Below are 26,653 nucleotides of genomic sequence, written 5' to 3' on the forward strand. Positions count from 1 at the left end.
CAGAAGGGTTCCGCCATGACTTCCAGAAGAGCGCCGCGCACCCTGCCCTCCGCCCGTTCCCACCGTCTGGAACCACCATGTCCGGCAAGCACCAGGCCGAAGCCACCACGGCCACCGTGAAGTTCCCCCACCGCAGCAGGCGCGGCATCCTGCTCGGTCTGACCGCCCCGCAACTGATCGTCGCCAGCCTCACCGGCCTTCTCCTTCTCGCCGTGGTCCTCACCCGCGGTGTGGTCGGCGCGCTTCAACTCATCCCGCTGTGGGCCGTGATCGCCCTTCTCGTCTTCGTCCGCCACCGGGGCCGTGCACTGGCGGACTGGGCTCCGATCGTCACCCGATACGTTCTGCGCCGAATGCGAGGCCAGCTCGTCTGGCTCACCCGGCCCTCCCGCCGGCCGACCCGTGAAGGGCTCCTCCACCTGCCCGGCACCGCAGCCAGCCTGCGCGTGGCCACCGCCCCCGACGGTCGCTACGGTGCGGTCCACGATCCCCACAGCGGCACGCTGACGGCCGTGGTCAAGGTCGCCTCCCGCGCCTACGCGCTGCTCGACCCGGGCACCCAGCAGGCCAACGTCAGCGGCTGGGGACGCGCACTGGCCGCGCTCGCCCGCACCGGGCAGATCGCCCGCATCCAGGTGATCGAGCGCACCGTCCCGGACTCCGGCGACTCTCTGCGCCGCTACTGGGAAGAGCACGGCCAGCCGCATGCCCCCATGGCGGGCGCGATCTACAGCGAGCTGATCCAGAGCGCGGGCCCGGCGGCGGCCCCGCACGAGGCGTACGTCGCGGTGTCGCTGGACACCAAGGCGGCGCGACGGCTGATCAACCAGGCCGGCGGCGGTCTGACCGGGTCTTTCAGCGTCCTGGCGCAGCTGACCTCCACCTTCGATCAGGCCGCGCGAACCGCTGGGCTCAACCCCACCGGCTGGCTCACCGCCCGCGAGATCGCAGCCGTCGTGCGCACCGCGTACGACCCCAAAGCCCTCGCGACGCTGGACCGTTGGTCCACCGCCGGCCGTCCCGAGGCCGAGCCCACCGCCGCCGGACCGGTCGTGGTTGTCGAGAAGGCGGACCACATCGCGACCGACTCGGCCGTCCACGCCACGTACTGGGTGGAGAACTGGCCCCGGACCGAGACCTCGGCTGGCTTCCTGCACCAACTCCTGTTCACCGGCGGGGTCCGGCGCACGCTGTCGCTCTCCTACGAGCCGAAGGGACTGGATGCCGCCCTGCGCGATGTCCAGCGCAAGAAGGCCAGCGTGATCGCTGATGCCGCTGAGCGGGCCCGGCGCGGCCAGGTCGACTCCGAGGCGGACTCGATCGAGTACCAGGACATCAAGTCCAGGGAGCGCCAGCTGATCGCGGGCCACGCCGATGTCGCCCTGACAGGGCTGCTGACCGTCTCGGCCGACTCCGAGGAAGAACTCCGGTCCGCCTGCGCGGTCGTGGAGACCGCCGCTGTCGGAGCCCAGCTCGACGTCCGGCCGCTGACCTGGCAGCAGGCCGAAGCGTTCACAGCTGCAGCCATGCCGCTCGCGCTCGCCGTCTGACGCTGGCTCGGCCTTCCCTCTCCTCGAAAGAGCCCTCATGTCCCGCACCGCCAGCCCGACCGCGCAGGACTTCGTGCCCTTCGCCACCACCGCGCTCGACTTCCATCGCGCGCTCAACATCCCCGGTGGCCCGCTCGTCACCACCCGCGCCGAGTTGGACGCCCTGCACGCCCACCTCGTCGCGCTCCACGGCCTGCTCGATGCCCATACCAGCCGCACCGGTCAGCTCGTGCCGGTCGAGGGCGAGCAGCTCCGCACTGCCCGCACCCGGATCTGGCAGGCCGCCGACCACGTCCACGCTGCCTACCACGCGGCGCCCCGGCAGGACTCCGGCGAGCTGCCGGAACCCGAGGCGTGCAGGGCGGGGCTGCCCGAAGGGGCACCGGAGTTGACCATCTGCCAGCGCCACCAGCGCACCGCGCACCTGGTGCGCCGCCGTACCACCCCGGCCGACCTGCACGCGCCGTTCACCGGTCTCGTCCGCCGCTGACCCACTCCCCGTCTGGAGAAACGTTCATGCCCCGCACCCGCGCCAGCGCCTCCCCTCTGTTCGTGCCCCACAAGGCATCGCGTGCCGAACAGACGGCCGCCCGAGCCGGTTTCGCCGAGGCCCGTCGCCAGGCCCGCCTCGCCGGAACATCGCCCAAGCACCGCGCAGAGGAGATCTTCGACCCGGAGCTGCGACCGGCCTATCCGCCGTCGGGTCGTCCCGGTCCGGCCTCGGCCCGTGGCGGGAAGCTCAAGCTGCCTGCCCACCGGATGACCACCGCGACCGCCAGCGGCGCGTACCCGTTCGTGGCCGAGGGCGGCCTGGGGGCGGAGGGCGTCTTCATTGGCCGCGATGTCCACGCCGAAGCCGCGTTCTGCTTCGACCCCTTCTCGCTGTACGGCAGCGGCCGGATCGAGGGCTTCACGAACCCGAACGCGGTCCTCGCCGGGATCATCGGCATGGGCAAGTCGGCGCTGGCGAAGTCCATCGCCACCAGGTCGATCGCCCACGGCTACCGGATCTACATTCCCTGCGATCCCAAGGGCGAGTGGACCGGTGTCGCGCAAGCTCTCGGCGGCTACAGCATCGCGCTGGGCCCGGGGCTCCCAGGCCGGTTGAACCCGCTGGACGCCCCGGCCCGGCCCTCCTCCGTGAGCGAGGACGACTGGGCAACGGAGGTCCGAAAGCGCCGCCTGCTGCTCCTGGCCAGCCTGGCGCGCACTGTGCTGAAGCGCGATCTCCTGCCGATGGAGCACACCGCCCTGGACCTCGCCCTCGACCTGGTCGTCGCCGAGGCTGCCGCCCGTGGCACGGTGCCCCTGCTCGGCGAGATCGCGCACGCCCTCGGCTCGCCCGAACGCCTCGATCGGGCCCTCGGCCACCAGGCCGGGCACCTGGGCTCGGCCGCCCAGGACCTCGCACACGCCCTGCGCCGCCTGGTGCACGGCGACCTCAGCGGCATGTTCGACGCCCCCTCGACCGTGGCCTTCGACCCGACCACGCCGATGCTGTCCATCGACCTCTCCCGCCTCGGCGGCTCCGGCGACGACACCGCGCTGGTCCTCGCCATGACCTGCGCGAGCGCGTGGATGGAATCCGCCCTCGCCGACCCCGACGGCGGCCGACGCTGGGTGATCTACGACGAGGCCTGGCGGCTGATGAGGCACATCGGCCTGCTGGAACGCATGCAGAACCAGTGGAAGCTCTCCCGGGGACTCGGCATCGCGAACCTCATGGTCATCCACCGCCTCAGCGACCTGCTCAGCGCGGGTGACGCCGGCTCACGCGGCCGGGTGCTCGCCGAGGGCCTCCTAGCCGACTGCTCCACCCGCATCATCTACCGCCAGGAGCCCGACCAACTCGCCGCCGCCGCGTCGCTGCTCGGCCTGACCGGAGTCGAAACCCAGGCGGTGTCCGCCCTGACCAAGGGCCGGGGCCTGTGGAAAGTCGCCGGCCGCTCCTTCATCACGCAGCACATCCTGCACCCGGCGGAACGCGAGCTGTTCGACACCGACGCCCGCATGACCACCTAGCCCAACCAGCCTGCTCTGTAAGGGAGTTACCTCATTTCATCAGCCGCGCCGCAGACAGGCCGCCGAACCGGAGAGGTCCGCACCCCGGCCGCCAGCCCAAGCATCGGCGCACCGGCCGCCGACGGAAACCGTCTCGCCGACGCCCCGCCCGAGGAGTTCGAGGAGCTGTTCTCCACGATCCTCACCGGAGACTTCGGCGCGGTGGCCCGGCTGCACCAGGTGCTCGAAACCGCCTCGGCGTGGTGCCGCACCCACGGCGCCCGCGGCAGCGCTGCCGAGCTGGACGTGCTCGCGGAGCGCCTGGCCGATCTCCGCGAGGAACTGCACCTCGTACGGGAGGGCGTAGGGCACGAGATCCGCTCGCATCGAGCGGCAGCGGCGACCCGTACCTCCCCGGCCATCTCAACGCGAGACGCCTCCGCCGGCCCACCGACCGCGACGTCTACTCCTCTGCCACCGACCCCCGTCCGCTCGCTGCCGTACTCACGGTGAAGACCGGCACAGGAACAAGGATCGACCATGTCTACTTCTTCCACTTCTCCTTCTTCCACTTCTCCCGCACCGGCCGAGAAGCAACCGGCGTCGATCACCGATCGCCTGGAGTGGCGGCGACACCTCCCCGCACTGGCCTTCGCCGCCGCCGGCATCAACCAGGCGTCCGGCGCCTGGGACGCGGTCTCGGACTCCTTCTGCGACCAGGACGGCAGGCCCATCGACGAGAAGGGCTACGCGGACGGCCAGGTGAAGCGCGACGCCGAAGCGTGGAAGCACACCGAGGTCTTCCTCGATCACGGCCCCGAGGTGCTGGCCGGGGTCCGCGCCGCCGCCGAAGGCCCTGACTACGTCGAGGGACGGATCAGCGAAGACCTTCGCCAACTGCGCGGGATCGACACCACCCTGGAACGAGCGGGACAGCTCCGACACGAGTGGGACCAGATCATGGCGCTCATGGATGCCTCGCTCCCGGGCTCACTGAAGCTCTACCAGGAGCGTGCGGAGGAGCACCGCAACTCCGAGGGCTGGCACTACGCGGACGAGCTGTCCCACCAGGGCCCGGCGCTCGTCCGGGCCGCCGAATACCTGGCCAACCGGGTGGACGCCGAACAGCCTTCGCGGACCGAACGTGCGCGCATGGCCCTCACCCGGTCCGCTCCCGGCGCTCGCGGCGCCCTGCCCACTACTCCTCCTCCGTCCCCGGCACCGAACCCCCCGTCCCCAGGCCGATCTCGCTGACGCTCCTCAGCCCGCAGCCGTGCCTTCGCTGCTTGGGTACTGAGCGGTGGAGCGTCCTCATACCCCGTACTTGCCGTTAACACAATCGTCCTACCGCGGTTGCAGGGCTGAGCCGTACGCTTCCAGACACGGCACGGACAGGACGAGGGGAACGCATGATGAATGACGATTCGCTGGGTGAGCGCCTGAAGTCCGCACGGAAGATGCGGGGACTGTCGAGCGCACAGCTCGCCACCAGGGTGTCAGTGTCCGCCAGTTACCTCCGCAAAATCGAGGCCGGCTCGCGCAAGGCTTCGGCACGTCTGGTCCTGGACTTCGCGCACGCCCTGCACGTCGGCCCCGAGGTGTTGACCGGCCAGCCGTACTACGGCAGCGCCGAGGCCGAGGACCGCATTCAGGCGGTCGTGCCCGAGCTGCGTCGTCTACTCCTGTGCTACGACGCTCCCGATGATCTGGACACGCGCCCTCGCGATCTGGCGGTCCTGGCCTCCGAGGTCGACCAGATCGCGGCCCTGCGGCGTGATGCAAAGTACGGGCCCATGGGTCCGCTGCTCGCCCCGGTGGTCACCGAACTGACTCACATTGCTCTCGACGGCCCCAACGGGGATTCGACCGAGCAGCAACGCCAGGCCTACCTTCACCTGGCCCGCGCCTACCGGGCCGTGAACAGCCTCGCCCACAAGATGGGCCACCACGACCTGTCCAACACCGCTTTGGAAAGGGTCCGTTGGGCGGCTGACCGCTCCGGTGACGCCCTCATGCAGGTCACCGCCGGATACCTGGTCGCGGGAGCAATGCTCCGCACCGGCGCCTACACCCCCGCCCGCAAGCTACTGACCGGGCTCCGGGAAGAGCTGGAACGCCAGATGCCCGAGCGCTCCTACAGCCCCGAGGGCCTCGCCCTCGACGGCGCCCTGGTCCTCAAGCTCGCGGTCGTCGAGGCACGCAACGGCCACCCGGACAAGGCCATGCGCCTCCTGGACGAAGCGCGCGCTGTCGCAGCTGTGGGCGGTAACCTGGACAGCCTCGCCTACGAGATGTCGTTCGGCCCCACGAACATCATGATCCACGAGGTGCACACCCTCATCGACGCCCACGACACAGAACAGGCCCTGGCCCGCCTGCGCGAGGCCGGTGACAACGGTCGCGATTGGACCCCGCCCGACGCGACCGTCGGCGAGCGCAGTTCGCACCATTACATCGACGTCGCCCACGCCCGCCTGACCGAAGGCGACCGTGCCGGTGCATTCGCTGACCTGCACCAGGCACGCAAGATCGCTCCGAATCACACCCGGTTCCATCCCAGTGCGAGGGAGACCGTGGGTGCGCTGCTGCGTCAGGAGCGCCAGCCGACCGAGGAAGTCGTCCGCTTCGCCAACTGGACTGGCCTTAGCACAACCTGACGATGGGTCAAGCCACCAGGGGGCAAGTTCCTGTGGACAGTTTGTCCCCTCACAGGCGCACCCCGCTTGAAATGGTCTCCTCACCTGCCCGGTGAGGAGACCGTTCTTATGACCAACCCCCCGCTCATGAGCGCCGACTGGCTTCCCGTACTCGAGCCCGAGCTGAAGCCGACGGGCGTGTGGTGGGACGTCATCCGGGTCGGCGAAGACACCGGTCGCATGGTCCTCGAACTCCTGAAAGACCATGGGCATCGCGCTGCCCCTGCCATCCTCGACCCCCAGGGCCGGGACCCGCGCATGTATCTCCTGGTTCCACTGGGTGCCGCACGCACCTGGAACCGCAACGGCACCGTCGCGCTCGGGGAACGCGCCCACGTCATGGTCCCGCCCTACAACCACACCGTGGGGTCGACTCTGCACTGGCACGCCCAACCCCAGCACCCGCGCCTGTTCATCAGCCCCCAGCACATCGCCGCTGCGCTGAGGCACTTGGTGAACGTCGAAGCGGACGGAGCCGAGCTATGAGCTCCGCCCCCACCGCGGACCTTGCGCACGTGCGCACCCTGATCGACATCACGCGGAAGACTGGCCTGGACGGGCATCTGCCGGGCCGGGATGTGGTCCGGGGCCAGATCCGGGAGCTGTCCGGCTACCTCAATGCGCTGCGCGGCACGATCGCGACACGGGGCCGCGACCCCGGCGACCGACAGCTGCGCCGCGACGCCATGCTGGTGCTCACGCAGGTGCCGGAGCCCGACGAGTCGACCATGCGGCAGGCCGAGCGCCTGCGCCAACTCGCCTTGGTCACTGGGCAGTTCCTCGATCTGGCCGAGACTCGGTCGGAGGCCTCAGGATGAGCTCGCGTTCCGCGGGCCTAGCGAGTGGCGTACAGGGCCCCAGATTTGAGCTGCCTCGTCGCCGGGTCTGCCCCGCGATCCAGTGCGGGGGCGGCTGGTGCAGCATCGCCTTGGAGCCGCCCAGCTCGCCCTGTTACTGCGGGCGCCGGCCGTGACCCGGCAAACGTCAGCGGCGGTCGATCGCCGAGGCAGCCGTCACCGTCGTTCTGGTCGCCGCCGTCGCGGCTGTGTTCGTCACCCTCGTGTACCAGGTCATGGCCCAGCGCTGACCTGACCGCATTTGAAGGAGCAGAGCCGTTGAGTGTTTTCGGGGACTACGGGCAGTTGCCGCCTGAGTGGGTGGAGCGCTGCACAGCCTGCGACGAACCCGTGTCCTACGTCTCCGCGCCGGAGGACAAATCTCAGCCCAAATCGGTGTGCCGCAACGAGAGTTGCGGGCTTGGCCGCCCGATCGAGCGGCCCGCACCGCGCATCCCGAACCCGCCCCCGAAGGCCCCACTGCCGAAGCAGGGCCGCGCTCGCGGCGTGCCGAACGCGATGGACCGGTACCGCCGCCCCTGACCGCTTCCCTCACGGGCTCGATCGCGCATGGGGCGCCCGTGGGGGGGGGAGCACCAGCCCACGACCGAGCCGACCGTCCTTCGATCGGAGACGACACCGATGAGCACCGCGTGGGACACCTACGCCGAGACCCGACCTCAGCGCCCTGTCACGAACCGCACGGGGCAGTTCACCTGGTGGAACTGGACGCAGTACCCCGACCACGGCCCTGGCACGGAACTGCTGGGCCAGCCGCAGAACGTGCTGGACCTCGGCTGCGGTGACGGCCGGAACATTGCACACCTCGTCTCGAACGGCGCGACTGGCATCGGCGTCGACATCGCCGGCCTCCAAGTCGAACGCGCCCGCAAGCGTTGGTCGCCCGCCTACTACAACGAGTTGACGTTCGCGCACGCCGACGCGGTCGACTACCTGCTGCGGTCCGAGGAACGGTTCGACGCGATCACGTCCGTGTTCGGTGCCGTCTGGTTCACCGACCCCACGGTGCTCCTGCCCCTCATCGTCGATCACCTCACGCCCGGCGGAGTCTTCGCCTTCTCTCATGAGCCGCCGATCCAAGGCTGCTACGGCTGCCAGGGCTCCTACATCCGACCCAAGGGCACAGGCCCGCCCCGGGTGGTGCGGCGGTGGGCGTACGACGGGCCGATGTGGTTCAACATCCTGATCCGCGCGGGCTTCGTGCACATCACCACTGACATCATCGACGCCCCCGACTCTGACGGCGTCGGCACCCTCCTCGTCCGGGCCGAGCGCCCCGCTTGAACCCCTACGCTCCCGCTCCCCTTTACGGAAGGACCTTCGTGTGCACCAGCTCGTCGCCAGTCGACTGCGCCTGGGCATCCGTGCCCGCGCTCTGGCTCGACTCCGCGTACTGGGGGCTGTGGCTGATCGCCGACGGCCACACCTCGCACGCGGCCGAGCAGCGGGCCGCCCACATCCCCGAATTCCTGGGAGGTGACAGATGCCGGACCACATACACGGCGACCGCGACCACTCGCCCCACTGCACGATCTGCCTGGCCCGGGAGCACACCGACTACGACGCGGAGCGGGCCAAGGACGCCGCCAAGTACGAGTCCGTGCAGGCCACTTCGAGCGGTCCGCTTCTACTCTGGGGCTGCCTACTCGTGTGCGCCATCGTCGCGACCGGCCTCCTCATACCCGTCATCGCCTGGCGCTTGTCCTGATCGACCACACCAACTCGGAGCCCACCGTGGACCTGTCCGTCTTCCTCTTCCTGACCCCCGACAAGCCGGACCGGGAGATCGAGTTCTCCATGGACTGGGAGATCGAGTTCTCCATGGACTGGGACAGCCCGTGGCCTCCGCAGCAGGAGCTGCACTTCGACGGCGAAGGCCTCTACGTCGCCACCACCGTGGAGAGCGTCAAGGACGTTCTGTCCTACGAAGGTCGCGCCACGCTGCTCTACCTGCGCGCGCTGCCGTCTCTGTCCGGCGCCGCCCACGACGCCCATCTCATCGCGGCCAAGATCGAAGCGCTCCCCGGAATCACCAACGTCTACGTACGCGACCACGAACGCGACTGACACCACCTGGAGGACTCTCGTGACACCGCGGCGCGCGGCACGGCTCGCTCTCATACCCGCCACCGTCCTCACCCTCCTCGGCGCGACGGACGCCGGCTGTTCCACCACGGGCAGCGTGGGTGGCGGACAGAACGGAGGCGGCTCCGGGGGGTCTGGGCCAGACCCGGCGAACAGGGGGAAGGTGTCGGGCAACGTCATCGGCGGGCGCTGTACCTTCCGAAGCGGCGAACCCTATGTCGACGGAGGCAGCATCTGGGCCTGGGCCGACTCCACCTGCCGCAAGGCCGTTGTGCGCCACTCGCTCACCGTGATCCTGGAGAGGAAGGAGGGCACCTCCTGGGTCCAGAAGAACCGGGTCTCCAACCACCTCGCACCCGCCCTCGGAAAGACGAAAGAGGTCAAGGCGCCCACACTGTGCGTTCCGGGCGAGTACCGTGCCAAAGTCGAGATCAGCGTGGAGACGGTGAAGGACCCCGGCGGCCCGGACAGCGGATCGATGGACAGTTCCATCGTTGATGTCTACAAGGAGCACTGCGCGTGAAGACCAGGCGCCCCAACCCCGCGAAGCACCGCCCGGAGGCCTCGCTGTCGATGCGCCTCGGCGGCTCCGGCCGCTCGTTGCCCGTGCGGCTCTGGCACGCGCTGAACGACAAGCTGCGCCTCGACCGAGTAAGGAAGCCACGGTGACCTGCGGAGAGTGCCGCGACCTGGGTATGCCGTGCACTGATGCTGGCACGCCGGGATTAGAATCGAACATGTGTTCACGAGTCCGGAGGAGCGAGTCGCCCACCTGCGCACAGTCGAGGCCTGGCTGGAGCACCAGCTCAACCTGACCCGGACCAACCGCCTCAACCTCGAAGCGCAGATCGACCACGACCGGAAGCGTCGCCAGCGGGCTCATGCCGAACTCCGATGGAAGATCCAGCCCGCCCGCGCCGCCGAGGGGCAGGCGATGCTGCACCGGGGCGGCTGCCACCTGTGGAGACAGGAGTTCGGCTACCTCGACCGAGCCGAGGTCGAGGTAGCCCTCAGCGACGAGCACCTAGGCGAAATCGAGTTCTGCGACGTCTGCAACCCTCTGGCCGCGCTCGGGCCCGGCTACCGGTAGGGCGTGACCGTACGCCTGGCGGTGCCTGGGCGTGACCGCACGTCAGTGAGCTGGCACCGAACTGTCGACGGGTGCTGGGGACATGAATGTCCGCAAGGCGGTGAGCATGCCGTCGGCTGCTCAGTGCGTGCACTGCTGGCGGACCATCGGCCACGATCTCTCTGGAAGGACACGGGTGACCACGCTCCGAGTCGTCACGTTCAACACGCTGTTCGGCGGCCACGACGACTTCGGCCTCGGCGTGGGCGATCGATGGTCCGGCCAGGTCTCGTTCCTCACGGGACTTGAGGCGGACGTCCTTGCGCTGCAGTTTTCCGGCCGCAGGTAGAGCTGTACGTGACGTTCGCGGTGGCAGTGACTGCGGGCACCCCGCTCTCGTTTGCCGACCGGCGTCGTGGTGTTCGCCATGTCGCTGTTGGTCGGCACGGAGGGCACGTGGCACGCAAGTTGCTGCTAGGACAGCTGCGGGTACAGGAGATCAATCACCGAGACGGTCGGGTGTCGTACACGATCGTCCAGGCAGGCGGAGCCGTACACACGCGGGCAGACCGGTACCTGGTGAAGTTCGAGAGCCAGGGCACCGACCGTACGTACGCGTACTACCTGGTGGATCACCTGCGCTGGCTGGAACATGAAGGGCTGACCTTCGAGACGGTCCAGTTCCGCGACCTGGAGCGGTACATGGGGGCGGTCGGCGCTGAAGTGCGCGGGCCCACCGGTGTGCCGTGGCGGGTGGGGAAGCGTCCGTACGGCAACAGCGCCCTCTCAGGGGCCGCTTCCTGCCTGAAGGGCTTCTACCTGCAGCAGGCGGCCCTGGGCTGCAACCAGGAGTTGGGGCGTCAACTCGACCGGCACCGGATGCCGACGAAGGCGGACCGCTCCCGCTCGTTCCTCGGGCATGTGAGCCATAGCATGCCGTCGAACCCGCTGGCTCCGACGCGGACCCGGCGCCGCCATCCGAAGATGCTCCCCGACGGAGCCCGCGGGCGGCTCCTGAAGGTCGTGAACGCGATCCGCGACCGCATGGTCGTGGACTGGCTGGGCGACGGCGGATTCCGGATCGGCGAAATGTGCGGGCTGCATCTGAGCGATCTGCATCTGCGGTCCAACGCCGAGTGCGGCGAGTGTCGTGCTCCGCACGCCCACGTCTGCCACCGGGACGGGCTCGTCAACCGGTCGCGGGCCAAGACCAAGCACCCGTGGGCCCTTGAGGACGGCGTGATCCGCGGCGGGCTGATCAAACGCGTCAGCCCTTTGATGATCCACTCGTACTTCGAGTACATGACGTGCGAGTACCCGCCTGCGGCGGAGCACGGGATGGTCCTGGTCCAGCAGCACGGACCGCGCCGTGGCATGCCCTGGGCCACGGAGGGTGCCCGCAAGATGCTCAGGCGGGCCGGCAGCCGGGCACGCCTCGGCCGGATCCGGCCGCACATGTTCCGGCACGACTTCGCCAACGCGGTCCTGGATGCCTCGAACGGCAACCTCGTCGTCGCCCGGGACGCCGGCGGGTGGGCCTCGATCCAGGTCGTCGACGAGATCTACGCCCACGTCGACATCAACGACCCGGTCTTCGAGGCGGCGCTGCTCACCGTGTGGGGTGAGGCGTGATGGCCGTTCTGATCCCCGTCACGGAACCGGTCGACCGCCGTCGCACCCGTGACCAACTGGAGATTCTCACGGCCCTGTTGTCCGGGCCGACCGTGGACGCCTACATCCGGGACGAGCTGATCAAGTTCCCGGAGGACCATCCAGTGTTCGGCTGGAAGTGCAACGTGGTGGGCTGCGAAGGGCCTGCCCGGGGCGGTGGCAGCAAGGACATGTGCGTCACGCATCTCGACGAGTACCGCAAGCGGGTGAAGACCGAGCCCGAGCTGACCCGCTATACGTTCCAGCAGACGGCCGTCCCCAGGGACATCCGGCGGGTTCGGAACATCGACCCGCCGGACTGCCGGGTCTGCCGTCACCGCCCGTCGAAGCTGGACTGGGTGGAGTTGTGCGAGCGCCACTACCGGCGGTGGATGCGCGCTTTGAAGGACACGCCGGCGGCGCCGGACTTCGAGGTGTGGTGCACGACGCAGACACCGCTGCGCAGTTTCGGCCGGTGTGCCGTGGCCGCCTGCCACCTGTGGGCCTACAGCCCGCTCGGGATCTGCCACAGCCACCACAACCGCTACCGGACAGCGGGTCAGCCGGGCGGCGCGAGGATCGCCGTCAAGCGGTGGCAGCACGCCTGGGACCTTGGCAAGGAGATTGCGGTCGAGTACGACGACGAGGCCGCATTCCGGTCCTGGTGCGCAAGGGTGCCGGTCGTCACCCGGCCTGGTCAGGTGAGTCTGCGGGGGCTGCCGCCGCTGCTGAAGGCGGAGTTCCAGTGGTGCCTGTTTGCTCGCTCGCAGCGTCGGGATCTTTCCTTCTGGTCCGCGCAGTGGATGCAGGTGCTGGTCACGAAGTGCCGCACCGCGGGCTGGGAGTCGATCGCGGAGGTCGACACCAGGGTCTGCTCCCACACCGACCGCATGATCGTGCACGCGTTCCGCGCCGACCTGCGGCTGGTCTACTACACGAAGGAGGACACCCGGGAGGCCGGGTTCCTGGAGACCGATCACTTCGGGATCCGGCTGACCGGCGACCGCGGCAGCCACCTGGACTTGAGGCGTGTCCAGCAGCGGTGGCTGCGCGACATGCTCTGGGACAGCCTGGCCACTCGCCTGCGCTCTCCGCAGGGAGCCCGCAGCGGCAGCCCTTTCGATGCATCGCGCCGTGCTGCCGTCGAACTCGGTGCTTTCCTCGCCATCGCCGCTCCGCAGGGCGGACACGACCCACGGTTGCTGACCGCCAAGCACATGGACGCCTTCGTCGTCGACCAACGCCGACGAGCCCGTGACGGCCTGCCGTCCCTGGGACTGCACCGTTACCATACGACCGAGCCCGGCACCTGCACGGACCACTCGCGAAGGGAGGTGTTCAACTACGCCCGCTACATGCTCCGCGAGGCCCTGGAGAACGGATCGGCCGACCAGATCGGATTGCCTCGGGAGTTCATCTGCGCCCTTCCCACCGGCGGCGGGCCCACGGAACGCTCGCGGTCCCCGTTCAGAGACGAAGTCGCCCAGGCCCTGGCCGACGAAGCCAACCTGGCCCAGTTCAGCACCGACTACGACCCCAACAACCGCGGCCTGCGCGACATCTGGGAGACGCTCGTCTTCACCGGCCGCCGCGCCAACGAGGTCGTCAAGCTCCGCCTCGACTGCATCGGCCGCTACGGCGGATTGCCGCTGCTCTGGCACGACCAGACCAAGGTCGGCAATCTCGACGAGGCCATCCGCGTCCCCGAGCGGACCTTCGAGATGGTCCAGCGCCGGCAGAAGATCACCCTGCAGCTGTTCCTGGACCGCTACGGCCGCATGCCGACCCAGGCGGAGCGCAAGAGGCTGGCTCTGTTCCCCTCCAAGAAGGGCAACGCCAATCTGGAACGGTCCGTCTCCTATGGATGGTTCCAGAGCTGCTTTCGCTCGTGGGTCCACCAGTTGGAAATCCAGGGCCCCTGCGTCCCTCACCAGGCCCGCCACACCTTGGCCACGAGACTGCTACGCAGTGGCGCGAGCATGCACCACATCAAGCAGTACATGGGCCAGATCTCGATGCGGATGGCCGAGCACTACGCGAAGGCCGCCGTCTCCGAGATCGAGGATGTGCTGCAGATGGTCTGGGTCGGCGGTCCCGGCTCCGCCGTTCCCGGGCGCCTGCTCGCCTCCCCGTCCACGGCTGAGCCGCTCAGCCCGGCGGAGGCCCAGGCCATGGCGCTCGATCTGTCGCGGCGCAGTACGCCGACCGAGGGCGGGTTCTGCACCTTCCAGCCGGTCGTCGAGGGCGGCGCCTGTCCTTGGAAGTTGAACTGCGAGGGCTGCGACCGGTTCGTCATGTCCGGGGCGGACTTGCTGTACTGGCGCCGCAAGCGGGACCAGTGGCGATCTATGGCGGAACGGGCCCCGGACAACGCAACAGCGGACTACCTTCACAAGCTTTTTGAGCCCACCGCCCAGGCGATCGACGGCCTGGAGCGGGCCCTCGCGGGGCTCGGTCTCCTCGAGGAGGCTCTCTCCCTGGACCTGCGACGGCCGCAGGACTACTTCCAGCGGGTGTGGGCCACCGCCTTTAGGGCCTCGGACCTCGTCTCGCTCGAATCCGGTGGGGCACCCCCTGCCATGGCACAAGCAGCGGAGGTCTCCGCATGACCGAACAGTCGGTGCCCCGCACCGCCCAGGCCCTCAAGGCCCGTCGCGAGCGCAGCCAGCAGAAGCTCCAACACGTCGGCGAAGCACTCGGTCGCATGCTCAAGACGCGCACGTCGATCACCGTCGCCGCAGTTGCCCGCGAGGCCGGCGTCTCGCGCACCTTCCTCTACGAGCACGCCGAGGCCGCCGACCTCGTCGAGAAGGCGATCCTCAAGGCCAGTGGCCGCCGTGCCCAGGACCGTCACGCTGCGCAGACCGCGATCGACGCCGCCTGGAGGGAGCGGGCGCTCAATGCCGAGGAAGCACTCAAAGCCGCGCAGACCGAGATCCTCGCCCAGCGCCGACAGATGGGCGAACTCCTGGGACAAGTACGCGACTTGAGTACTCCGTGGCAGGAGCGGGACGTGGTCCGGATCATGACGGAACACGCGGCGCTCACCCGGAAGGTCCAGGAGCTGAACGGCGAGAAGCGTTCCCTGGAGGACCGGCTCAACGCCTCCCGGGACAACGCGCGGTTCGCCGACCGGCGGATCGCTGAGCTGGAAGCCGAGCTCATCGAGACGAAGGGCATGGTGCGCCAGCGATAGACCACCGGTTCGGGGTGGGGCGGCCCCACCCCGAACCCGACCAACTGATCGACTCAGCAGCACCTCACCGATGGGGAGGAACGAAGTGCAACTGACCGTGACCGTTCAAAATCTTGGACACGGCGGGCTCGCGGACGGGGACGGCAACCCCGAGGACCGCTGGCCTCAGCTGGCCGAGCGGATCAACGGGGCCGCGGAGCGGGTCGGGGCCCCGCATGTGGACGTCGCGATGTTCTGCGAGGCCGTGAACTGGCACCGCTACGGCCACAAGCAACTCGCCCGCGCCATGAAGGACTTGAACCTCGATGCCGCACCGTTGGCGCCCTCTCGCAGCGGCTACGGAACTGCCCTGCTCTACCGTCGCGAGGTCCTTGGCCCCTGGGCCCGCCACAACCCCGACTTCGGCGAAGAGGCCCTGCATGGTCTCGCCGTGACCAGCTTCGACATCGCGGGGCTGCCCTCACCGCTCAGCTTCCTGCCGGTGCACTTCACGCCCTTCTCCGCCGAGCAGGCCGTCATCGAGGCCAACTACGCCGCGACCCGCGGATACAAGTACGGCCCCTTCGCCGTCCTCGCCGGCGACGTCAACTACGCACCCGCCTCCGACGCGCACCCGCTGCCCGACTTCGCGGAGATGCGGCCCTACAACGTCGGCTCGCGCACCCTCCTGGCCGAGGGCGACTTCGTTCCCGGCCAGGCCCTGGAGGCGGATCGGCGGGTCACCCGCAAGCTCGCCCACAACGGGTTCATCGACGTCGCCTGGCACCTGTTCCAGCAGACCAAGGACGAGTCGCTTCTACAGCCCACGGCCACCGACGACCGCATCGACCAGGCGTGGGTCTCCGGCCCTCTCGCGAACGCCGTCTCCGACTATCAGGTCCTCGACAGCCCGGCCGGGGCCAGCGACCACCACGGGCTGGTGTTCCGACTCGAACAGCGCGAACACCGTGCTCCACTACGGCAAGGACGGCGCCCTGACCGGCCCGGACAAGGAACACGCCGAGACCTCGATGCTCGCCCTGCACCTGCTCCAGTCCGCGCTCGTCCACGTCAACACCCTGCTGGTGCAGCAGGTCCTGGCCGGACCGGCCTGGGCGAAGAAGCTGAGCGACGAGGACCGGCGCGGCCTGACCGCGTTGTTCTGGTCGAACGTCAACCCGTACGGCACCTTCCGCCTGGACATGGACAAGCGCCTCGACCTGGGGACGGCGTCCGCCGTGCCCCGCCCCCGGACCCCGGCGGACGCCGCTGACAGGTCCAATGCGGGCAGGGATTGAGTTGCTCGAAGGAGTGGGAGACTTCCCCCCGTGGCGCGGTGGCGCCATCGCCTCCCGTGCCCCGAGGGTCGCCCCGACACGCGGCACGCATCGAGAAAGGGAACCCCTGTGATCAGGACGATCTTCTGCACTTTCCTCCAGCGACAGGCTGAAGGCATGGACTTCCAGCTGTACCCCGGTGACCTGGGGAAAAGGATCTTTAACGAGATCTCGAAAGAGGCATGGGGGGAGTGGGAGGCGAGGAAGACGGCGCTGATCAATGAGAAGAAGCTCGACATGAATGATCGCCAGGCTCGCCAGGCGATGGAGTCGGAAATGGTGGCCTTCCTATTCGAGGGTCACCACGTCGATCTCCAGGGCTACATCGCACCGTAGGGGCACGGCAACGCGACCGGTCTCCCCAACCACAGTGGAGCGGTCGCGAACCTCATGGGACGTCGCTCTGCGTTTCATAGGTGGTCGCTCGTGAAACACCCGCCCGCCCGACGGCCCATCTGCGGCGATCATGTTTCATGAGGTGTTGCAAACGGCCGGACGCCTGAAACACCCTCATGAAACGCTCCGGGACGTGAGCGACGACTTCAAGCGCGTGGAAGCGCACGACTGCCCGATGTCCACCTGCGCCGCCCCCGCGGGCTCCCCGTGCCGGACTGGCAAAGGCAAGGTGGCCATCCAGTACCACACCGCCCGCTTCCGCCTCGTGCCCCAACTCGCCAAGGTGCTCAGCGTGCCGACCCCGGCCGTACGCAAGCCGGGGTCGGTATGGACCGAGCTACCCCGACCGGTGAGCGCCGGCGCCGAACCGGCCGGGCACGTCCGCCTCGGCTACGCACGGACCTCGACCGCCCGGCAGTCCCTCGACGCACAGCTCGACTCCCTTGCCGAGGCCGGGGCCACCCGGGTCTTCTCGGAGAAGATCTCCACCCGCGCCACCCGGCGCCCAGAGCTGGAGGCCGCCGTGCAGCTCGCCGGGGAGATCCGCTCCTCCGGCGTCGCCGTCACCCTCGTCGTCCACGAGCACAAGCGGCTCGGCCGGGGCATCGAACTCGCCATGCTCGCCGAGGAACTGAAAGCGAGCGATGTCGGCCTGGAGTTCCTCACCGGGGAGCTGAAGGGCTCGCACGACCCCTCCGGGATCGTCTTCACCGTGCTCGCCGCGATGTCCGGGATGGAGCGCGAGTACATCCGCGACCGCACCCTCGAAGGCCACGAGTCCGCCCGCAAGCGCGGCAAGACCATCGGCGGCGCGGGCGTCACCGACGAAGACATGCTGTCCATGGCCCTCCACCTGCGCGACCAGGAGATGAGCCTGCGCGACATCGCCAAGCGGCTCGTCATCACCACCGGCACAAAGAAGGGCCAGCACCCCTCACCCGCCACCGTCATGCGGATGCTGCGTGAACACGACGAGCAGGCCGCCACAGCGGCGAGCGCATAATCGCCCCGCTGCTTTGCGGCTGGTGTCTGAGCTAGGACACCGGGGCCGTTCAGGTCCGCATCCGCATCCGCCTGGGCCATCAGCGAGGCGAACACCTGCTCCCAAGTGCCGTCCAGGGACCACATCCGCAGCCGGTTGTAGACGCCTCGCCAGTTGCCGTACTTCTCCGGCAGGTGAACCCACTGCGTTCCGGTCTGGAACTTGTAAGCAATCGCGTCGATCACCTCCCGGTGGTCCCTCCATCGACCACCCCGCTTCGGCCTCCGGTCCGGCAGTAACGGCTCAATCCGCGCCCACTGCACGTCAGTCAACGGCATACCCAGACCAACGATCGGATGATCCGAACGAAACACCCTAGTTCAGAGAAGCAGGCGTGCTCGTGGACACAGGGGGTTCCGAAGTCGCGTGCGCAGGTGCCGAGGGCGACCTTCCGCAGCTCGAAGTGGGCCAGGAAGTCCCTACTCGATCGAGTGGAGCACCAAGCCGTTGCGGCTCACGTCACGGACATGTCCGCTACGCTCATCCGCAGGTCAATGCCATTGCGAACACTTCCTCGGCCGGGAAACTGTGCGAGTGCAACTTCTGGGACCTCCTCGGGAACCGGCGCATGCACCAGACGCTGAATGCCCTCGGCTTGGGCAGCGCCTATCTCGCGTACGCCAACGAGACCACGAGCGGCCACCGATTCCACAGCGTGATCATGCTGAGCCATCGCGTACGGCTCGCGGCACAGGGCGCTGACCGGGACCGATACCACCACGTGATGGGCTGGGCGAACCTGATCGTGCCGGGGCTGGAAGGTCTGCTAGAACTGCGCAACCTGCACTTGGATCCCTTCGACCCGCGAAACCGCGCCAGAGAGGTGTCACCGCTGGGCGTCCTCGCCGCCCCCGACCGCCGTTCGCTGATCGTCGGAGACATCAACTCCATCGGCCTCGGTTACCCGGAACCTGATTGGACGCAACTGCCGGCGCACGTACGCAACGGGCATCTCCGTCCGACCCGCGAAGGTGAAGTCTCCGATCGCGAGGCGACCGAACTCCTTGCGCGCGCCGGGTTCCTGGACGCGAGTCAGCCCTTTGAGCAGGAGACGGTAGCGACGGCCGCGTTCGGCGAGCTCGACGTGCCCCGGCGCCAGGACCTCATCCTCATGAGTCCGGCTCTGGCCCCTGCGCTCGTCGACTATCAGGTCCACTTGGAGCCGGTCGAAAGGGACCTGTCCGACCACGGCGCCGTGCGGGCCGACTTCGACCTCAGCCTCCTCACCTGAGTACGTGGCCGTCCCGGCTCCTCAGGCGCTGTCGCGTTGCAGGTAGTGGTGCGTGAACACGCCGTGCACCCATGCCGCGGCTGCGCCCATCAGCGTGCCGCCGGACCAGTACCCATCAGAGGCCAGCTCGATCCCGGTCGCGAGCGGCGGCCGGTACTCGCCGAGATACCGAACCAGCGTTGACAGCTCGGAGTCGTCGTCGAGGTCATGACCGCGCTTCGTCAGGTTCTCGCGGACGGTGTCTTCGAGCGAGGGCGCCTCTGGGGCAGCCCGTCGTGGGGTGAGCGCTGTCACGATCTCATCCGCGGACACGTGCTCCGGGTCGTCGCCCAGGCGGACCGCGTACAGGTAGAGCGCGATGGTCGGCAGGGCATGTGTGAAGGGGCCAGCGCTGTAGCCCTTGGGCCAGACCGGCTCCAGCAACGCGGCCGAGCGGCGCAGCGAATCGGCCCACCGATTGGTCCGCCCTGTGTCACTCCCTGCCACGCTGAAGGCCATTCGGCCCGCCGCCCACCACAGATCCCGCATGTCAGCCATGCCGCCAACCTACGGGCCGCTGGTCTCCCTTGTCCCTCTCTTCAGCGAGCAGCCACAGTCGCTCAGTCGGGACGAACATGAAGTGCGCGCCGCCGCTGGGGAGTAACGTCGGCGCCCCGGTGCACAGACACCACACAGCAGTGTTCCAGGGGGTTGGGCATGGCAACGGAGGCTGAAGTCGCGAAGGCGCTTCGTGAGGCACGCGACACCGCGGTCACCGAGGCGCAGAAGTGGGCCCAGGCAGCGGTCGATGAGGTCACCGACCCTGAAGCGGGGCTCTCCTACGGCGGGTGGCTGCTTCAGGTCCGCGCGGCTGCCGCTGCGAAGCTGTGGCAGCAGGTGTACCTGAAGCCGAGTGAGATCGGTCCGGCGCCGAAGACAGACGAGGAGCAAATCAGGGCGGCGCTTCAGCGGGCTGCTGACGTGAAGTTCGAAGCGGATCAGCGCGAGGAGCAGCGCCACCCTTCCTGTGGAGACGTGGGCGATGCATGGGCTCACGTCATCCGCCAGGTTGAGATCAAGCCCTACCGTGACTTCGTCGAAGGCGTTGAGCGCGCAACTGCCCCGATCCGGGCAGAAGCATGACGGAGGCGCTGCCCGGGTGCCGGACACGATGACCGGGCGGTACCTGATCTGCGATGCCGGTCACCAGTCCCTAGGTCCGTAGCAGGCCAAGGTGTCGCGGAGGTGGTTGTCGCGGCCGCGCAGGTCAGAGGGCGATATCGAAGCGACGACGCAGTTTGCGCATCCCAGCGGTGTAACCACAGCCCCAACGCGTCATCGAGGCAGCATCGACCGTGTCGTCGTAGTCGCCTCCGGGGGTCTTGTGGAAGTGAGAGATGACGTTCCACACGCGGATCACCGGATCGCTGGTGTCGTCGAGGACGTGCCCCAGAGCGGTGAGGCGTGCCTCCCACAACGCTGTGCGCTCCTCGTCTGGCATGTCACCGCCGTACAGAGCCTGGATCTGCTCCTCGGTGACGCGGCTGGGCTCAACACCAAGGTCTGCGGAAACCAGGTACAGCGCGGTCGCGAGGCCGGCGGCGCCCTCGGCGAGCACGACCCCGTCGATGATGATGCTGTGGCCACTAAGTGGGCCTTCAACGACCGCCACGGCGCGCTCCCACGCCTGATCCCACAAGTCCGGGCCACCCCATCCTTGCCACCCTCGGAGCCGGTCCACCACGGTGGTCACTGGATATCTCCCTCGATCTCGGTACCTCGCACAACCGTGCCACACGCCGCAAGGCGGATGGCGGGAAGTTCATCAAACTCACCCCGGAAGCTGGGCAGGGTGAAGAGTCCACACGCCGCCGGGCCACCCCGGTCTCGTCACTGATCGGCCGGACGGCCGGTCCGCCCTGAGTGCCGAAGCGATACGTTCACTCGTCATGAAGCCATTCATCTTCCGGCATGGCCAGGACGTGTGGGGCAAGGACCTCTCCCTGCTCCACGCCTACGTCACTGTGGACCTCGGTCAGAATCCTGAACTGGCCGAGTTGATCAGGGACGTTCGTGCGGCCACCGTGGGCGACCCGCTCCGGCATGTTGATGACGGGGGGTTTCATGTCACGCTCTACCAGCTGAGCGAGAAGCCTGCCTCCGCGATTCCTGACGAGGAGCGCCAGGCCCTCGTCGCCGAACTGACCCGGCAGATGAGGGCAGTCACACCCTTCACCATCACGGTGGGCAGCCCCCTCGCGTACGGCACAGGGCTCGTTTTTGATCTTGGACCGGACGAGCCGCTCAATGAACTAAGAGCCGCTGCCACACGCGCCTTCACGATGGTGCGCGGACCCGAGGCCACGACCTACGACACCAACGTGCTCCACCTGACCGAGTCGTACGCCACCGCTGAGGTCTCCCTGGACCACTTCCACCAGATCCAGCGACGCGTACGCCGGGTCCGCCCCAGCCATGCGCCCCTGCGGATCGCGTCCATCGAACTGGTCGATGTCTCCGCCAACGCCGTCGAGAAGACCATCACCTGGAAGCCCGTGGCCCCACCGATCCCGCTCGGCGCCAGCCACTGAATCCCCACGGCGACTGCGGAGCCCGACACACCAACAGGCCGTCGGCGCAGTGGAGTACGACACCGAACGCCTCCTGCCGACTCGACACGCACAGTAGTCCGAGTCCGCCGGGCACACCCCGATGCGCCTGGACCGACGCCGTCCACCTCATGGACATCACCGCGGACGCCCAGGCCAAGACGATCACCTGGGAGATGGCGCGACCATCCCTCTCGGTACTGGCGGCTGAGGACCGGCGAGATCAGTTCCCCGGGCCTGTCCGTACTGGGCGAGCGGCGACATCGACCGCGGACGCCGACCAGTCGCCACTGGCCTGCTGCCACTGCACCGTCACCTGGCGGTGGATTCCCCGCATGCGCACCAGGATCGCCGCCGGGACCTGAGAGGCCAGCGTCAACAGGGCCGTGGCGCGGTCTTGGCACGGTTGGACCGCCACAGCCAGGAGCCGCACGACGAGCAGGTAGCCGCTGAGCGGCTGACCGGGGAAGCGCACCGTCCGCGCCCCCGCCGGCTACGGCAACCGTGGCCGCCGGCCGTGCCGGAATCCGCGGAGTGCTGGCCGCTTCTCGTCCTGCGGCCGCAGGTTGTTCCTGCTGCCGCTCCTAGCACCGAGTCGCGGCAGCACCAAACCGGCCGATCGCCGGATCCTCATGGGCCACCGCTCCTCTTCCAGCCTCCACGCCTACGGCTCACGCCATCGGCCCGGGGGCGTCCGGCAACGGAGAAAGCCCATGCACCCCGACAACGCCCTCATCACCTTCGAGCAGGAGGGGTCACGTGTCCTCGCGCGGATCAGCACGACCTCCCTCCCACCTGTGGACGACGCATCCGAACGGGACCACCGGTACGCCTACCTCACCGCTCCTCTCAGGCAGCGTGGCCTGGAGTGCACCGTCGAGTACGGCCTCAGCGACTACATCGTCAACGCCGAGCTTCCCGACGGCAGTTCGCTGATCATCTCGCCCGCGCAGGAACCGCCCTCGGAGCACGCCGAGTCCCCCGAGAGCTGGACGGTGACTCGTCACCGGTCCTCCGAGCCCGTGGTGTACGAAGTGGTCTACGACTCGGAGCCCGACGGCCCTGATGCCCGGCACGGTGGCAGTGTCCCGAATCTGCTCGCCGCAGTCGACGCGCGCCTGGACCGACTCGGAGTGGCTCCGCGCCAGGAGCAGGAAGTGTCCGCCGAGGAACACGCCGCCAGCACGGTGCTCCACCGCGCGGGTCTCGTCCCTGCCGTGGCGTTCGGCGGTGAGCACTACTACCGGCTGCCCTCGGCCATGACTGACCCGGCCGAGCAGCGTCTGGTGGTAACGCGGGCCTGCGACATGCTGCGGGCCGAGGGCTTCAATGTCGCGTGCGACCCGGCCCTCGTGGACCCCAGCCTCCGTCCTGCGCGGTCCCACGAGATGAGTCTCGGCGACCGTCTCGGGTACTTGGCCCAGTCCATCCAGACGGCCACGCACACGAGCGAGGCGGTCGCCTCGCTGAGCGAGCTGACCGCTCCCGGCGACGGCGTTCTCCAGGGGGTCATCGAGATCCTCGACACGACGGCCGACTGGTGGGAGGGCCTCGGGGACACCGCCGATCACCGCTACGCGGATGGCCTGCGCCTCATCGCCGAGGACCTGGACTCCTCCGCGATCAGGCTTCGAGCGATACGCAACGACCTCGCCGACCGTCACACCGCCCACCCGAGCAACGCTCGGGCGCAGGCGAACAGGACGGCCCCGTCGTGCTCTGCCTCGCCGCAGGTGAGCGCTGCCCTCGCTCCTTCACCGTCGGTCGGACAGCGCACGGTCCCGGTCCGTCTGTCGGCGGAGTCGTCCGCGCGCGCCACGCTGCTGCCCGTCCGCCCCTCGTCCGCCCCCGGTCGCTGATCACCCACCGCCTTGGAGTCCTCCATGTACCGCACCGGCAGAGGCTTTTCGTCCCTCACTCACCACTGCGACCGAGCCCACCCCGGATGGATCCGCCATGCCCAGCCACTACGACGTGTTGCCCGACCTCGCCTTCGGCCAGCACCCCGTCCACGGCATCGTCGCCGCGAACCCGAATGAACTCGCGGCCAGCACATGGATGTTGAAGAGGTTCGACTTCCATCCCGTTCCAGACCAGCCGACGTTGTACGCGCTGGCCAATCAGGAACGTGACGGACAGGGTCGTACGAGCCGAGCAGTCGAGCTGCTGCGCAAATCCGGCTATCGGGTCGAGGTGGACGCCGCGCTCGATCCCTCGCTGGCACCCGATGCGGCGCCCGTCCGCGACCGGATCGCGCTCGGTGAACCGGATGTCGCCTTCGCCGAGCATCCGCAGCTCGGCATCGTCGCGGCCGTCGACGACCGTTCCTCCGGGCTCACCGGACCCGCTCTGGGGGAACACGGCTGGCGGCACCAACCGGACCTGGATATCTACACGTTGCCCGTGACCACCGGTCGTGATGAGGCCCTGGGGAAGGTCGCCGGCGCCACGCTGTCGCTGCACCGGTCCGGTGTTCGAGTCGCGGTGCAGCCCCACCTCGCTCAGGACGTAGCAGCGCGTCCCCGTCCTGTTGCCGCGACGATCGCATCCCATGAGCGCAGCCAGGGCGCTCCCCGACCATCTCCGGTCAGCGCCGCCGCGCTCGCCACCAGCCCGGCCCGCACCGGCCTCGCAGGCAAGGCACCGGTCCCCGCCCCCGCCGCCCCGGTTTCGGCAGCTCGGCCGGTCGACCCCCGCATCACGTTCTCCCGCACCCGCTGATCCAACTCCCGCAAGGAGAAAGCTCCATGGCCGTGAAGACCGTCTGGTCGATCAACCACGCATGCGGTCACGAGGCCGACCGCGACTTGTCCGATCGGGCAGCCGACCGTCGTGCGGGCTTCGCCGAGTGGCTCGCCAAGCAGGAGTGCACCGACTGCTGGCGTGCCTCCAAAGTGGGCGACGAGCAGGACAAGGCCGCCTGGCTCAAGGCCAAGCGGGCCGAAGAGCAGGCCGAGTCCGAAGCCTGGTCGCAGCAGTACAGGATGCCTCCTCTGGAGGGGACCGAGCGGGCCGTCGCCTGGGGTGTGCGCTGCCGCCACCAGGTCCTGTCCGCCGCCTACACCGCCCTGGTTGTCGAAGGCGACACCAGCGAGACGGAGTGGGAAGGGATCGAGGAGGCCGTTCGTAGCGTCACTCGTGCAGGGTGGTGGATCGACCAGCGCTCCTCCGAGCCGGACGACCTCATCGAGCTGCTCCAGGCCGCCACCGAGGTTGACCGGCCGACGGAGAATCCCCACTTCTGACCGCCCGGTGTCCCGCTACGGCGGGACACCGGTCCCCCCTCCTCCCGTCAGCGATCTGGGGCCCCCGCGCGAGCAGCGGCATCTATCAGCGATCTCCGGCAGGCCCAAATCCCGGAATTTGCGGACCCTCTCCCTGTCCACCGCTTCAAACGCCTCTGCCCAGGAGACCCACGTGCCTGCCCCTTCGATCACCATCACTTCCGAGTTCAGCGGCAGCGTCGTGGCAAAGGGAGCCACCGACGACCTCTCCGCCGCACTCCTCAAGCACGCCGGCTTCCAGCAGATCGACGACTGGCACGGCCGACGCCATCGCCTTCCCACGACAACTCCGGTCGCCGACAAGGTCGCCATCGCCACCCACGCAGCCGAGATGCTCCGCGCCGCCCACTACAGCGTCGACCTCCCCTCCTCCCTAGACATGGCCCGGATGGGCACTCCGGCGCACCCCCTCGGGCCCTACGCCGCCGGAGCGGAACTCCTCCAGATCACGGACCGGATCAGGTCGGCCGAGAACGGGGCCGACCTCCAGCGAGCGGTCGACCACCTTCTTCACCCCGAGCACGGTGCTCTGGAGCGCGTACGAGAGGCGCTGGAGGCAGCGGGCGAGCAGATCAACGACCTTGACGACGAGGCGTACGCGCTCGCGGACCGGTTTGGCTTCGCCGCAGAGTTCGTCATCTCGGCGCAGTCGGAACTCGTCGGCTCCGAGGCCGAGTTGCGCCGTGTCAGCAACCCGCAGCAGCTTCAGATCGAGACGCGAACGCACTCCCCGAATCTGCCCGGCCATCGGGGCGCCGCTCTGGCCACGTCCCCGGCTGCGGCGAAGGCCAAGGTCCCCGCGGCCCTCGGCGTCGATGCTCCACATTCCAGCGCGGCCGTCCGCCCGCCGCACACCCCTGGTCCGCGCCGGTAACCCAGTTCGTCTGCTTCACCGCCAGCCACCGATCCGTCGCGCGCCCCGCTCGACTGGGCCCGCCCAGGATCACCACCCGAGGAGGCAACGTGCCCAAGCACCATTCCAGCATCGGCGAGGCCGTCGGCGCCGCCATGCAGCACAACATCCGGCTCGCCCACCGCAGCGTGGCACCCGGCTCCGACAAACCGCTGCAGGTTCGGCACCTGCCCAGTGCTTCCGCCGACCCGTACTCCGTCCGCGGGATGATCGCTCGCCTCCACGAGGAAGCCACGCCGGACGAGGTGGCCGCGATCATCGAGGAGGTCAACGGTGCGCTGGTCGGGGCTCTGCCCGAGCTGACCGAACTCGTCGCCGCTGCCGCCGACTGGGCCCGTGTCCGTCTCGACTTCGACGACCCGCACCACAACCCGACCTTCGAAACTTGGACACGACTGGCCGCCGCCTACGGAATGCTCCAGGACGTCCGTGAGCAGTTGGAGGTCGCCGAGGACGGTGTCGCCGCCTGTCCTGCCGAGCACACAGATCCCCGGCACCACGAGAGGGTCAACGTCCTGCGAAGCCGGGAGCTGCTCGACGATGTCCTCGGCGCCGAAGCTGTCCCCGCGCGAACGTCTGTCCGGAGTCCCGATTCAGACCGGCAGCGGGCCGCCCGCGCCTCCTCGCCGTACGCCGGACCATCGCCGTCGCCCGGCAGCCCGCCGGCCGCCGCACCGTCTCCACCCGCGTCGCGCCCTGCCGCCCGCCCCCGCTGAAACGTCCTCGATCCACAAGGAGTTGACCCGTGAGCTGCACGAGAGCCGAGCGCGCCCCGCCCC

Annotated in this window: 33 protein-coding genes and 1 pseudogene; 29 read left to right on the forward strand and 5 right to left on the reverse strand. The window is 68.8% G+C overall.

What is annotated here, in order from left to right; genetic code table 11:
* Positions 1-77 precede the first annotated feature (77 nt).
* Genes GUY60_RS11175 through GUY60_RS11185 form a run of 3 tightly spaced genes read left to right on the forward strand, consistent with a single transcriptional unit; the run spans position 78 to position 3,572 of the window.
* The gene (locus GUY60_RS11175) at positions 78-1,550 is read left to right on the forward strand and encodes an SCO6880 family protein (RefSeq protein ID WP_161696471.1); all 1,473 of its coding nucleotides are present in this window, start codon (positions 78-80) and stop codon (positions 1,548-1,550) included.
* Positions 1,551-1,587: 37 nt separating this feature from the next.
* Positions 1,588-2,040, forward strand: a complete 453-nt coding sequence (locus GUY60_RS11180; protein WP_161696473.1) for a DUF6238 family protein — start codon at positions 1,588-1,590, stop codon at positions 2,038-2,040.
* 26 nt (positions 2,041-2,066) lie between these two features.
* Complete coding sequence (locus GUY60_RS11185) at positions 2,067-3,572, forward strand: putative type IV secretion/conjugal transfer ATPase (protein WP_187369982.1); 1,506 nt, start codon at positions 2,067-2,069, stop codon at positions 3,570-3,572.
* A 39-nt stretch (positions 3,573-3,611) separates the two neighbouring features.
* On the opposite strand, the gene GUY60_RS11190 is transcribed toward GUY60_RS11185, so the two are convergent.
* Entirely contained in the window at positions 3,612-3,938 is a 327-nt protein-coding gene (locus tag GUY60_RS11190) for a hypothetical protein (protein ID WP_161696477.1), read from the reverse strand.
* Positions 3,939-4,091: 153 nt separating this feature from the next.
* Between GUY60_RS11190 and GUY60_RS11195 the strand changes: the two genes are divergently transcribed.
* The 6 genes from GUY60_RS11195 to GUY60_RS11220 all read left to right on the forward strand — a co-directional run bounded on the left by GUY60_RS11195 (position 4,092) and on the right by GUY60_RS11220 (position 8,388).
* Positions 4,092-4,805 (forward strand): hypothetical protein, encoded by a 714-nt coding sequence (locus GUY60_RS11195; protein WP_376771200.1) that lies wholly within the window; start codon positions 4,092-4,094, stop codon positions 4,803-4,805.
* 155 nt (positions 4,806-4,960) lie between these two features.
* The gene (locus GUY60_RS11200) at positions 4,961-6,208 is read left to right on the forward strand and encodes a helix-turn-helix domain-containing protein (protein WP_161696479.1); all 1,248 of its coding nucleotides are present in this window, start codon (positions 4,961-4,963) and stop codon (positions 6,206-6,208) included.
* A gap of 108 nt (positions 6,209-6,316) precedes the next feature.
* A complete protein-coding gene (locus GUY60_RS11205) occupies positions 6,317-6,733 on the forward strand; it encodes a hypothetical protein (protein WP_161696481.1) in 417 nt (138 codons plus the stop codon).
* Positions 6,730-7,065 carry a hypothetical protein gene (locus tag GUY60_RS11210; protein WP_161696483.1) on the forward strand — a complete coding sequence of 112 codons (336 nt, stop codon included), beginning with the start codon at positions 6,730-6,732 and terminating at the stop codon, positions 7,063-7,065. Before GUY60_RS11205 ends, GUY60_RS11210 begins: the two co-directional genes overlap by 4 nt.
* A 297-nt stretch (positions 7,066-7,362) precedes the next feature.
* Positions 7,363-7,626: a hypothetical protein gene (locus GUY60_RS11215; RefSeq protein WP_161696485.1), complete on the forward strand. Its 264-nt coding sequence runs from the start codon at positions 7,363-7,365 to the stop codon at positions 7,624-7,626.
* A 99-nt stretch (positions 7,627-7,725) separates the two neighbouring features.
* Positions 7,726-8,388: a class I SAM-dependent methyltransferase gene (locus tag GUY60_RS11220; RefSeq protein ID WP_246234721.1), complete on the forward strand. Its 663-nt coding sequence runs from the start codon at positions 7,726-7,728 to the stop codon at positions 8,386-8,388.
* Between the two features lie 22 nt (positions 8,389-8,410).
* Here the strand turns inward: GUY60_RS11220 and GUY60_RS11225 are convergent, their stop codons facing one another.
* The gene (locus tag GUY60_RS11225; RefSeq protein WP_161696489.1) at positions 8,411-8,563 is read right to left on the reverse strand and encodes a hypothetical protein; all 153 of its coding nucleotides are present in this window, start codon (positions 8,561-8,563) and stop codon (positions 8,411-8,413) included.
* A gap of 24 nt (positions 8,564-8,587) precedes the next feature.
* Between GUY60_RS11225 and GUY60_RS11230 the strand changes: the two genes are divergently transcribed.
* From GUY60_RS11230 to GUY60_RS11285, 12 genes are all read left to right on the forward strand, one after another.
* Positions 8,588-8,812 (forward strand): hypothetical protein, encoded by a 225-nt coding sequence (locus GUY60_RS11230; protein ID WP_161696491.1) that lies wholly within the window; start codon positions 8,588-8,590, stop codon positions 8,810-8,812.
* A gap of 26 nt (positions 8,813-8,838) precedes the next feature.
* On the forward strand, positions 8,839-9,171 hold the full coding sequence (locus GUY60_RS11235) for a hypothetical protein (RefSeq protein ID WP_161696493.1): 333 nt from the start codon (positions 8,839-8,841) through the stop codon (positions 9,169-9,171).
* 181 nt (positions 9,172-9,352) lie between these two features.
* On the forward strand, positions 9,353-9,712 hold the full coding sequence (locus GUY60_RS11240) for a hypothetical protein (RefSeq protein WP_161696495.1): 360 nt from the start codon (positions 9,353-9,355) through the stop codon (positions 9,710-9,712).
* Positions 9,709-9,858 (forward strand): hypothetical protein, encoded by a 150-nt coding sequence (locus GUY60_RS11245; RefSeq protein ID WP_161696497.1) that lies wholly within the window; start codon positions 9,709-9,711, stop codon positions 9,856-9,858. Before GUY60_RS11240 ends, GUY60_RS11245 begins: the two co-directional genes overlap by 4 nt.
* 70 nt (positions 9,859-9,928) lie before the next feature.
* Positions 9,929-10,279: a DUF6233 domain-containing protein gene (locus GUY60_RS39475; protein WP_161696499.1), complete on the forward strand. Its 351-nt coding sequence runs from the start codon at positions 9,929-9,931 to the stop codon at positions 10,277-10,279.
* Between the two features lie 175 nt (positions 10,280-10,454).
* Complete coding sequence (locus GUY60_RS11255) at positions 10,455-10,607, forward strand: endonuclease/exonuclease/phosphatase family protein (RefSeq protein ID WP_161696501.1); 153 nt, start codon at positions 10,455-10,457, stop codon at positions 10,605-10,607.
* 107 nt (positions 10,608-10,714) lie between these two features.
* Positions 10,715-11,890: a tyrosine-type recombinase/integrase gene (locus GUY60_RS11260; RefSeq protein WP_161696503.1), complete on the forward strand. Its 1,176-nt coding sequence runs from the start codon at positions 10,715-10,717 to the stop codon at positions 11,888-11,890.
* On the forward strand, positions 11,890-14,517 hold the full coding sequence (locus GUY60_RS11265; RefSeq protein ID WP_161696505.1) for a tyrosine-type recombinase/integrase: 2,628 nt from the start codon (positions 11,890-11,892) through the stop codon (positions 14,515-14,517). The genes GUY60_RS11260 and GUY60_RS11265 overlap by 1 nt, the downstream gene beginning before the upstream one ends.
* Positions 14,514-15,104: a DUF6262 family protein gene (locus tag GUY60_RS11270; protein ID WP_161696506.1), complete on the forward strand. Its 591-nt coding sequence runs from the start codon at positions 14,514-14,516 to the stop codon at positions 15,102-15,104. Before GUY60_RS11265 ends, GUY60_RS11270 begins: the two co-directional genes overlap by 4 nt.
* Positions 15,105-16,051: 947 nt before the next feature.
* On the forward strand, positions 16,052-16,381 hold the full coding sequence (locus tag GUY60_RS11275) for a Tn3 family transposase (RefSeq protein WP_312866256.1): 330 nt from the start codon (positions 16,052-16,054) through the stop codon (positions 16,379-16,381).
* Between the two features lie 108 nt (positions 16,382-16,489).
* Entirely contained in the window at positions 16,490-16,756 is a 267-nt protein-coding gene (locus GUY60_RS11280) for an oxidative damage protection protein (protein WP_161696508.1), read from the forward strand.
* 193 nt (positions 16,757-16,949) lie between these two features.
* A complete protein-coding gene (locus tag GUY60_RS11285) occupies positions 16,950-17,819 on the forward strand; it encodes a recombinase family protein (protein WP_312866257.1) in 870 nt (289 codons plus the stop codon).
* A gap of 101 nt (positions 17,820-17,920) precedes the next feature.
* Here GUY60_RS11285 and GUY60_RS39915 read toward each other — a convergent pair.
* A pseudogene (locus tag GUY60_RS39915) lies at positions 17,921-18,136 on the reverse strand (transposase); the annotation flags it as partial.
* Between the two features lie 290 nt (positions 18,137-18,426).
* Between GUY60_RS39915 and GUY60_RS11295 the strand changes: the two are divergent.
* Positions 18,427-19,089 (forward strand): hypothetical protein, encoded by a 663-nt coding sequence (locus GUY60_RS11295; protein ID WP_161696510.1) that lies wholly within the window; start codon positions 18,427-18,429, stop codon positions 19,087-19,089.
* A gap of 21 nt (positions 19,090-19,110) precedes the next feature.
* Here GUY60_RS11295 and GUY60_RS11300 read toward each other — a convergent pair whose 3' ends face one another.
* A complete protein-coding gene (locus tag GUY60_RS11300; protein WP_161696512.1) occupies positions 19,111-19,626 on the reverse strand; it encodes a hypothetical protein in 516 nt (171 codons plus the stop codon).
* A 159-nt stretch (positions 19,627-19,785) separates the two neighbouring features.
* On the opposite strand from GUY60_RS11300, the gene GUY60_RS11305 reads away from it, so the two are divergent.
* Complete coding sequence (locus GUY60_RS11305; RefSeq protein ID WP_161696514.1) at positions 19,786-20,211, forward strand: hypothetical protein; 426 nt, start codon at positions 19,786-19,788, stop codon at positions 20,209-20,211.
* A 124-nt stretch (positions 20,212-20,335) separates the two neighbouring features.
* Here the strand turns inward: GUY60_RS11305 and GUY60_RS11310 are convergent, their stop codons facing one another.
* Positions 20,336-20,821, reverse strand: coding sequence for a hypothetical protein (locus GUY60_RS11310; protein WP_161696515.1), 486 nt, complete (start codon positions 20,819-20,821; stop codon positions 20,336-20,338).
* A 196-nt stretch (positions 20,822-21,017) separates the two neighbouring features.
* On the opposite strand from GUY60_RS11310, the gene GUY60_RS11315 reads away from it, so the two are divergent.
* The 6 genes from GUY60_RS11315 to GUY60_RS11340 all read left to right on the forward strand — a co-directional run bounded on the left by GUY60_RS11315 (position 21,018) and on the right by GUY60_RS11340 (position 26,590).
* Positions 21,018-21,659, forward strand: coding sequence for a 2'-5' RNA ligase family protein (locus GUY60_RS11315; RefSeq protein WP_161696517.1), 642 nt, complete (start codon positions 21,018-21,020; stop codon positions 21,657-21,659).
* A 731-nt stretch (positions 21,660-22,390) separates the two neighbouring features.
* Entirely contained in the window at positions 22,391-23,536 is a 1,146-nt protein-coding gene (locus GUY60_RS38910; protein ID WP_246234723.1) for a hypothetical protein, read from the forward strand.
* A 97-nt stretch (positions 23,537-23,633) separates the two neighbouring features.
* The gene (locus tag GUY60_RS11325; protein ID WP_161696519.1) at positions 23,634-24,398 is read left to right on the forward strand and encodes a hypothetical protein; all 765 of its coding nucleotides are present in this window, start codon (positions 23,634-23,636) and stop codon (positions 24,396-24,398) included.
* A gap of 26 nt (positions 24,399-24,424) precedes the next feature.
* Positions 24,425-24,922 carry a hypothetical protein gene (locus GUY60_RS11330; protein ID WP_161696521.1) on the forward strand — a complete coding sequence of 166 codons (498 nt, stop codon included), beginning with the start codon at positions 24,425-24,427 and terminating at the stop codon, positions 24,920-24,922.
* A gap of 172 nt (positions 24,923-25,094) precedes the next feature.
* Positions 25,095-25,835 (forward strand): hypothetical protein, encoded by a 741-nt coding sequence (locus tag GUY60_RS11335; protein ID WP_161696523.1) that lies wholly within the window; start codon positions 25,095-25,097, stop codon positions 25,833-25,835.
* Between the two features lie 89 nt (positions 25,836-25,924).
* Positions 25,925-26,590 (forward strand): hypothetical protein, encoded by a 666-nt coding sequence (locus GUY60_RS11340; protein WP_161696525.1) that lies wholly within the window; start codon positions 25,925-25,927, stop codon positions 26,588-26,590.
* Positions 26,591-26,653 lie beyond the last annotated feature (63 nt).

Source organism: Streptomyces boluensis, from assembly GCF_009908195.1.
Lineage (GTDB): Bacteria > Actinomycetota > Actinomycetes > Streptomycetales > Streptomycetaceae > Streptomyces > Streptomyces boluensis.

Coding starts and splice junctions, on each gene's coding strand:
- GUY60_RS11305 (WP_161696514.1), top strand. CDS start 19,786: ATGGCAACGGAGGCTGAAGTCGCGAAGGCGCTTCGTGAGGCACGCGAC.
- GUY60_RS11230 (WP_161696491.1), top strand. CDS start 8,588: ATGCCGGACCACATACACGGCGACCGCGACCACTCGCCCCACTGCACG.
- GUY60_RS11330 (WP_161696521.1), top strand. CDS start 24,425: ATGGCCGTGAAGACCGTCTGGTCGATCAACCACGCATGCGGTCACGAG.
- GUY60_RS38910 (WP_246234723.1), top strand. CDS start 22,391: ATGCACCCCGACAACGCCCTCATCACCTTCGAGCAGGAGGGGTCACGT.
- GUY60_RS11220 (WP_246234721.1), top strand. CDS start 7,726: ATGAGCACCGCGTGGGACACCTACGCCGAGACCCGACCTCAGCGCCCT.
- GUY60_RS11205 (WP_161696481.1), top strand. CDS start 6,317: ATGACCAACCCCCCGCTCATGAGCGCCGACTGGCTTCCCGTACTCGAG.
- GUY60_RS11225 (WP_161696489.1), bottom strand. CDS start 8,563: ATGTGGGCGGCCCGCTGCTCGGCCGCGTGCGAGGTGTGGCCGTCGGCG.
- GUY60_RS11300 (WP_161696512.1), bottom strand. CDS start 19,626: ATGGCTGACATGCGGGATCTGTGGTGGGCGGCGGGCCGAATGGCCTTC.
- GUY60_RS11315 (WP_161696517.1), top strand. CDS start 21,018: ATGAAGCCATTCATCTTCCGGCATGGCCAGGACGTGTGGGGCAAGGAC.
- GUY60_RS11200 (WP_161696479.1), top strand. CDS start 4,961: ATGATGAATGACGATTCGCTGGGTGAGCGCCTGAAGTCCGCACGGAAG.
- GUY60_RS11185 (WP_187369982.1), top strand. CDS start 2,067: ATGCCCCGCACCCGCGCCAGCGCCTCCCCTCTGTTCGTGCCCCACAAG.
- GUY60_RS11210 (WP_161696483.1), top strand. CDS start 6,730: ATGAGCTCCGCCCCCACCGCGGACCTTGCGCACGTGCGCACCCTGATC.
- GUY60_RS11270 (WP_161696506.1), top strand. CDS start 14,514: ATGACCGAACAGTCGGTGCCCCGCACCGCCCAGGCCCTCAAGGCCCGT.
- GUY60_RS11180 (WP_161696473.1), top strand. CDS start 1,588: ATGTCCCGCACCGCCAGCCCGACCGCGCAGGACTTCGTGCCCTTCGCC.
- GUY60_RS11265 (WP_161696505.1), top strand. CDS start 11,890: ATGGCCGTTCTGATCCCCGTCACGGAACCGGTCGACCGCCGTCGCACC.
- GUY60_RS11325 (WP_161696519.1), top strand. CDS start 23,634: ATGCCCAGCCACTACGACGTGTTGCCCGACCTCGCCTTCGGCCAGCAC.
- GUY60_RS11190 (WP_161696477.1), bottom strand. CDS start 3,938: ATGCGAGCGGATCTCGTGCCCTACGCCCTCCCGTACGAGGTGCAGTTC.
- GUY60_RS11195 (WP_376771200.1), top strand. CDS start 4,092: ATGTCTACTTCTTCCACTTCTCCTTCTTCCACTTCTCCCGCACCGGCC.
- GUY60_RS11175 (WP_161696471.1), top strand. CDS start 78: ATGTCCGGCAAGCACCAGGCCGAAGCCACCACGGCCACCGTGAAGTTC.
- GUY60_RS11295 (WP_161696510.1), top strand. CDS start 18,427: ATGCACCAGACGCTGAATGCCCTCGGCTTGGGCAGCGCCTATCTCGCG.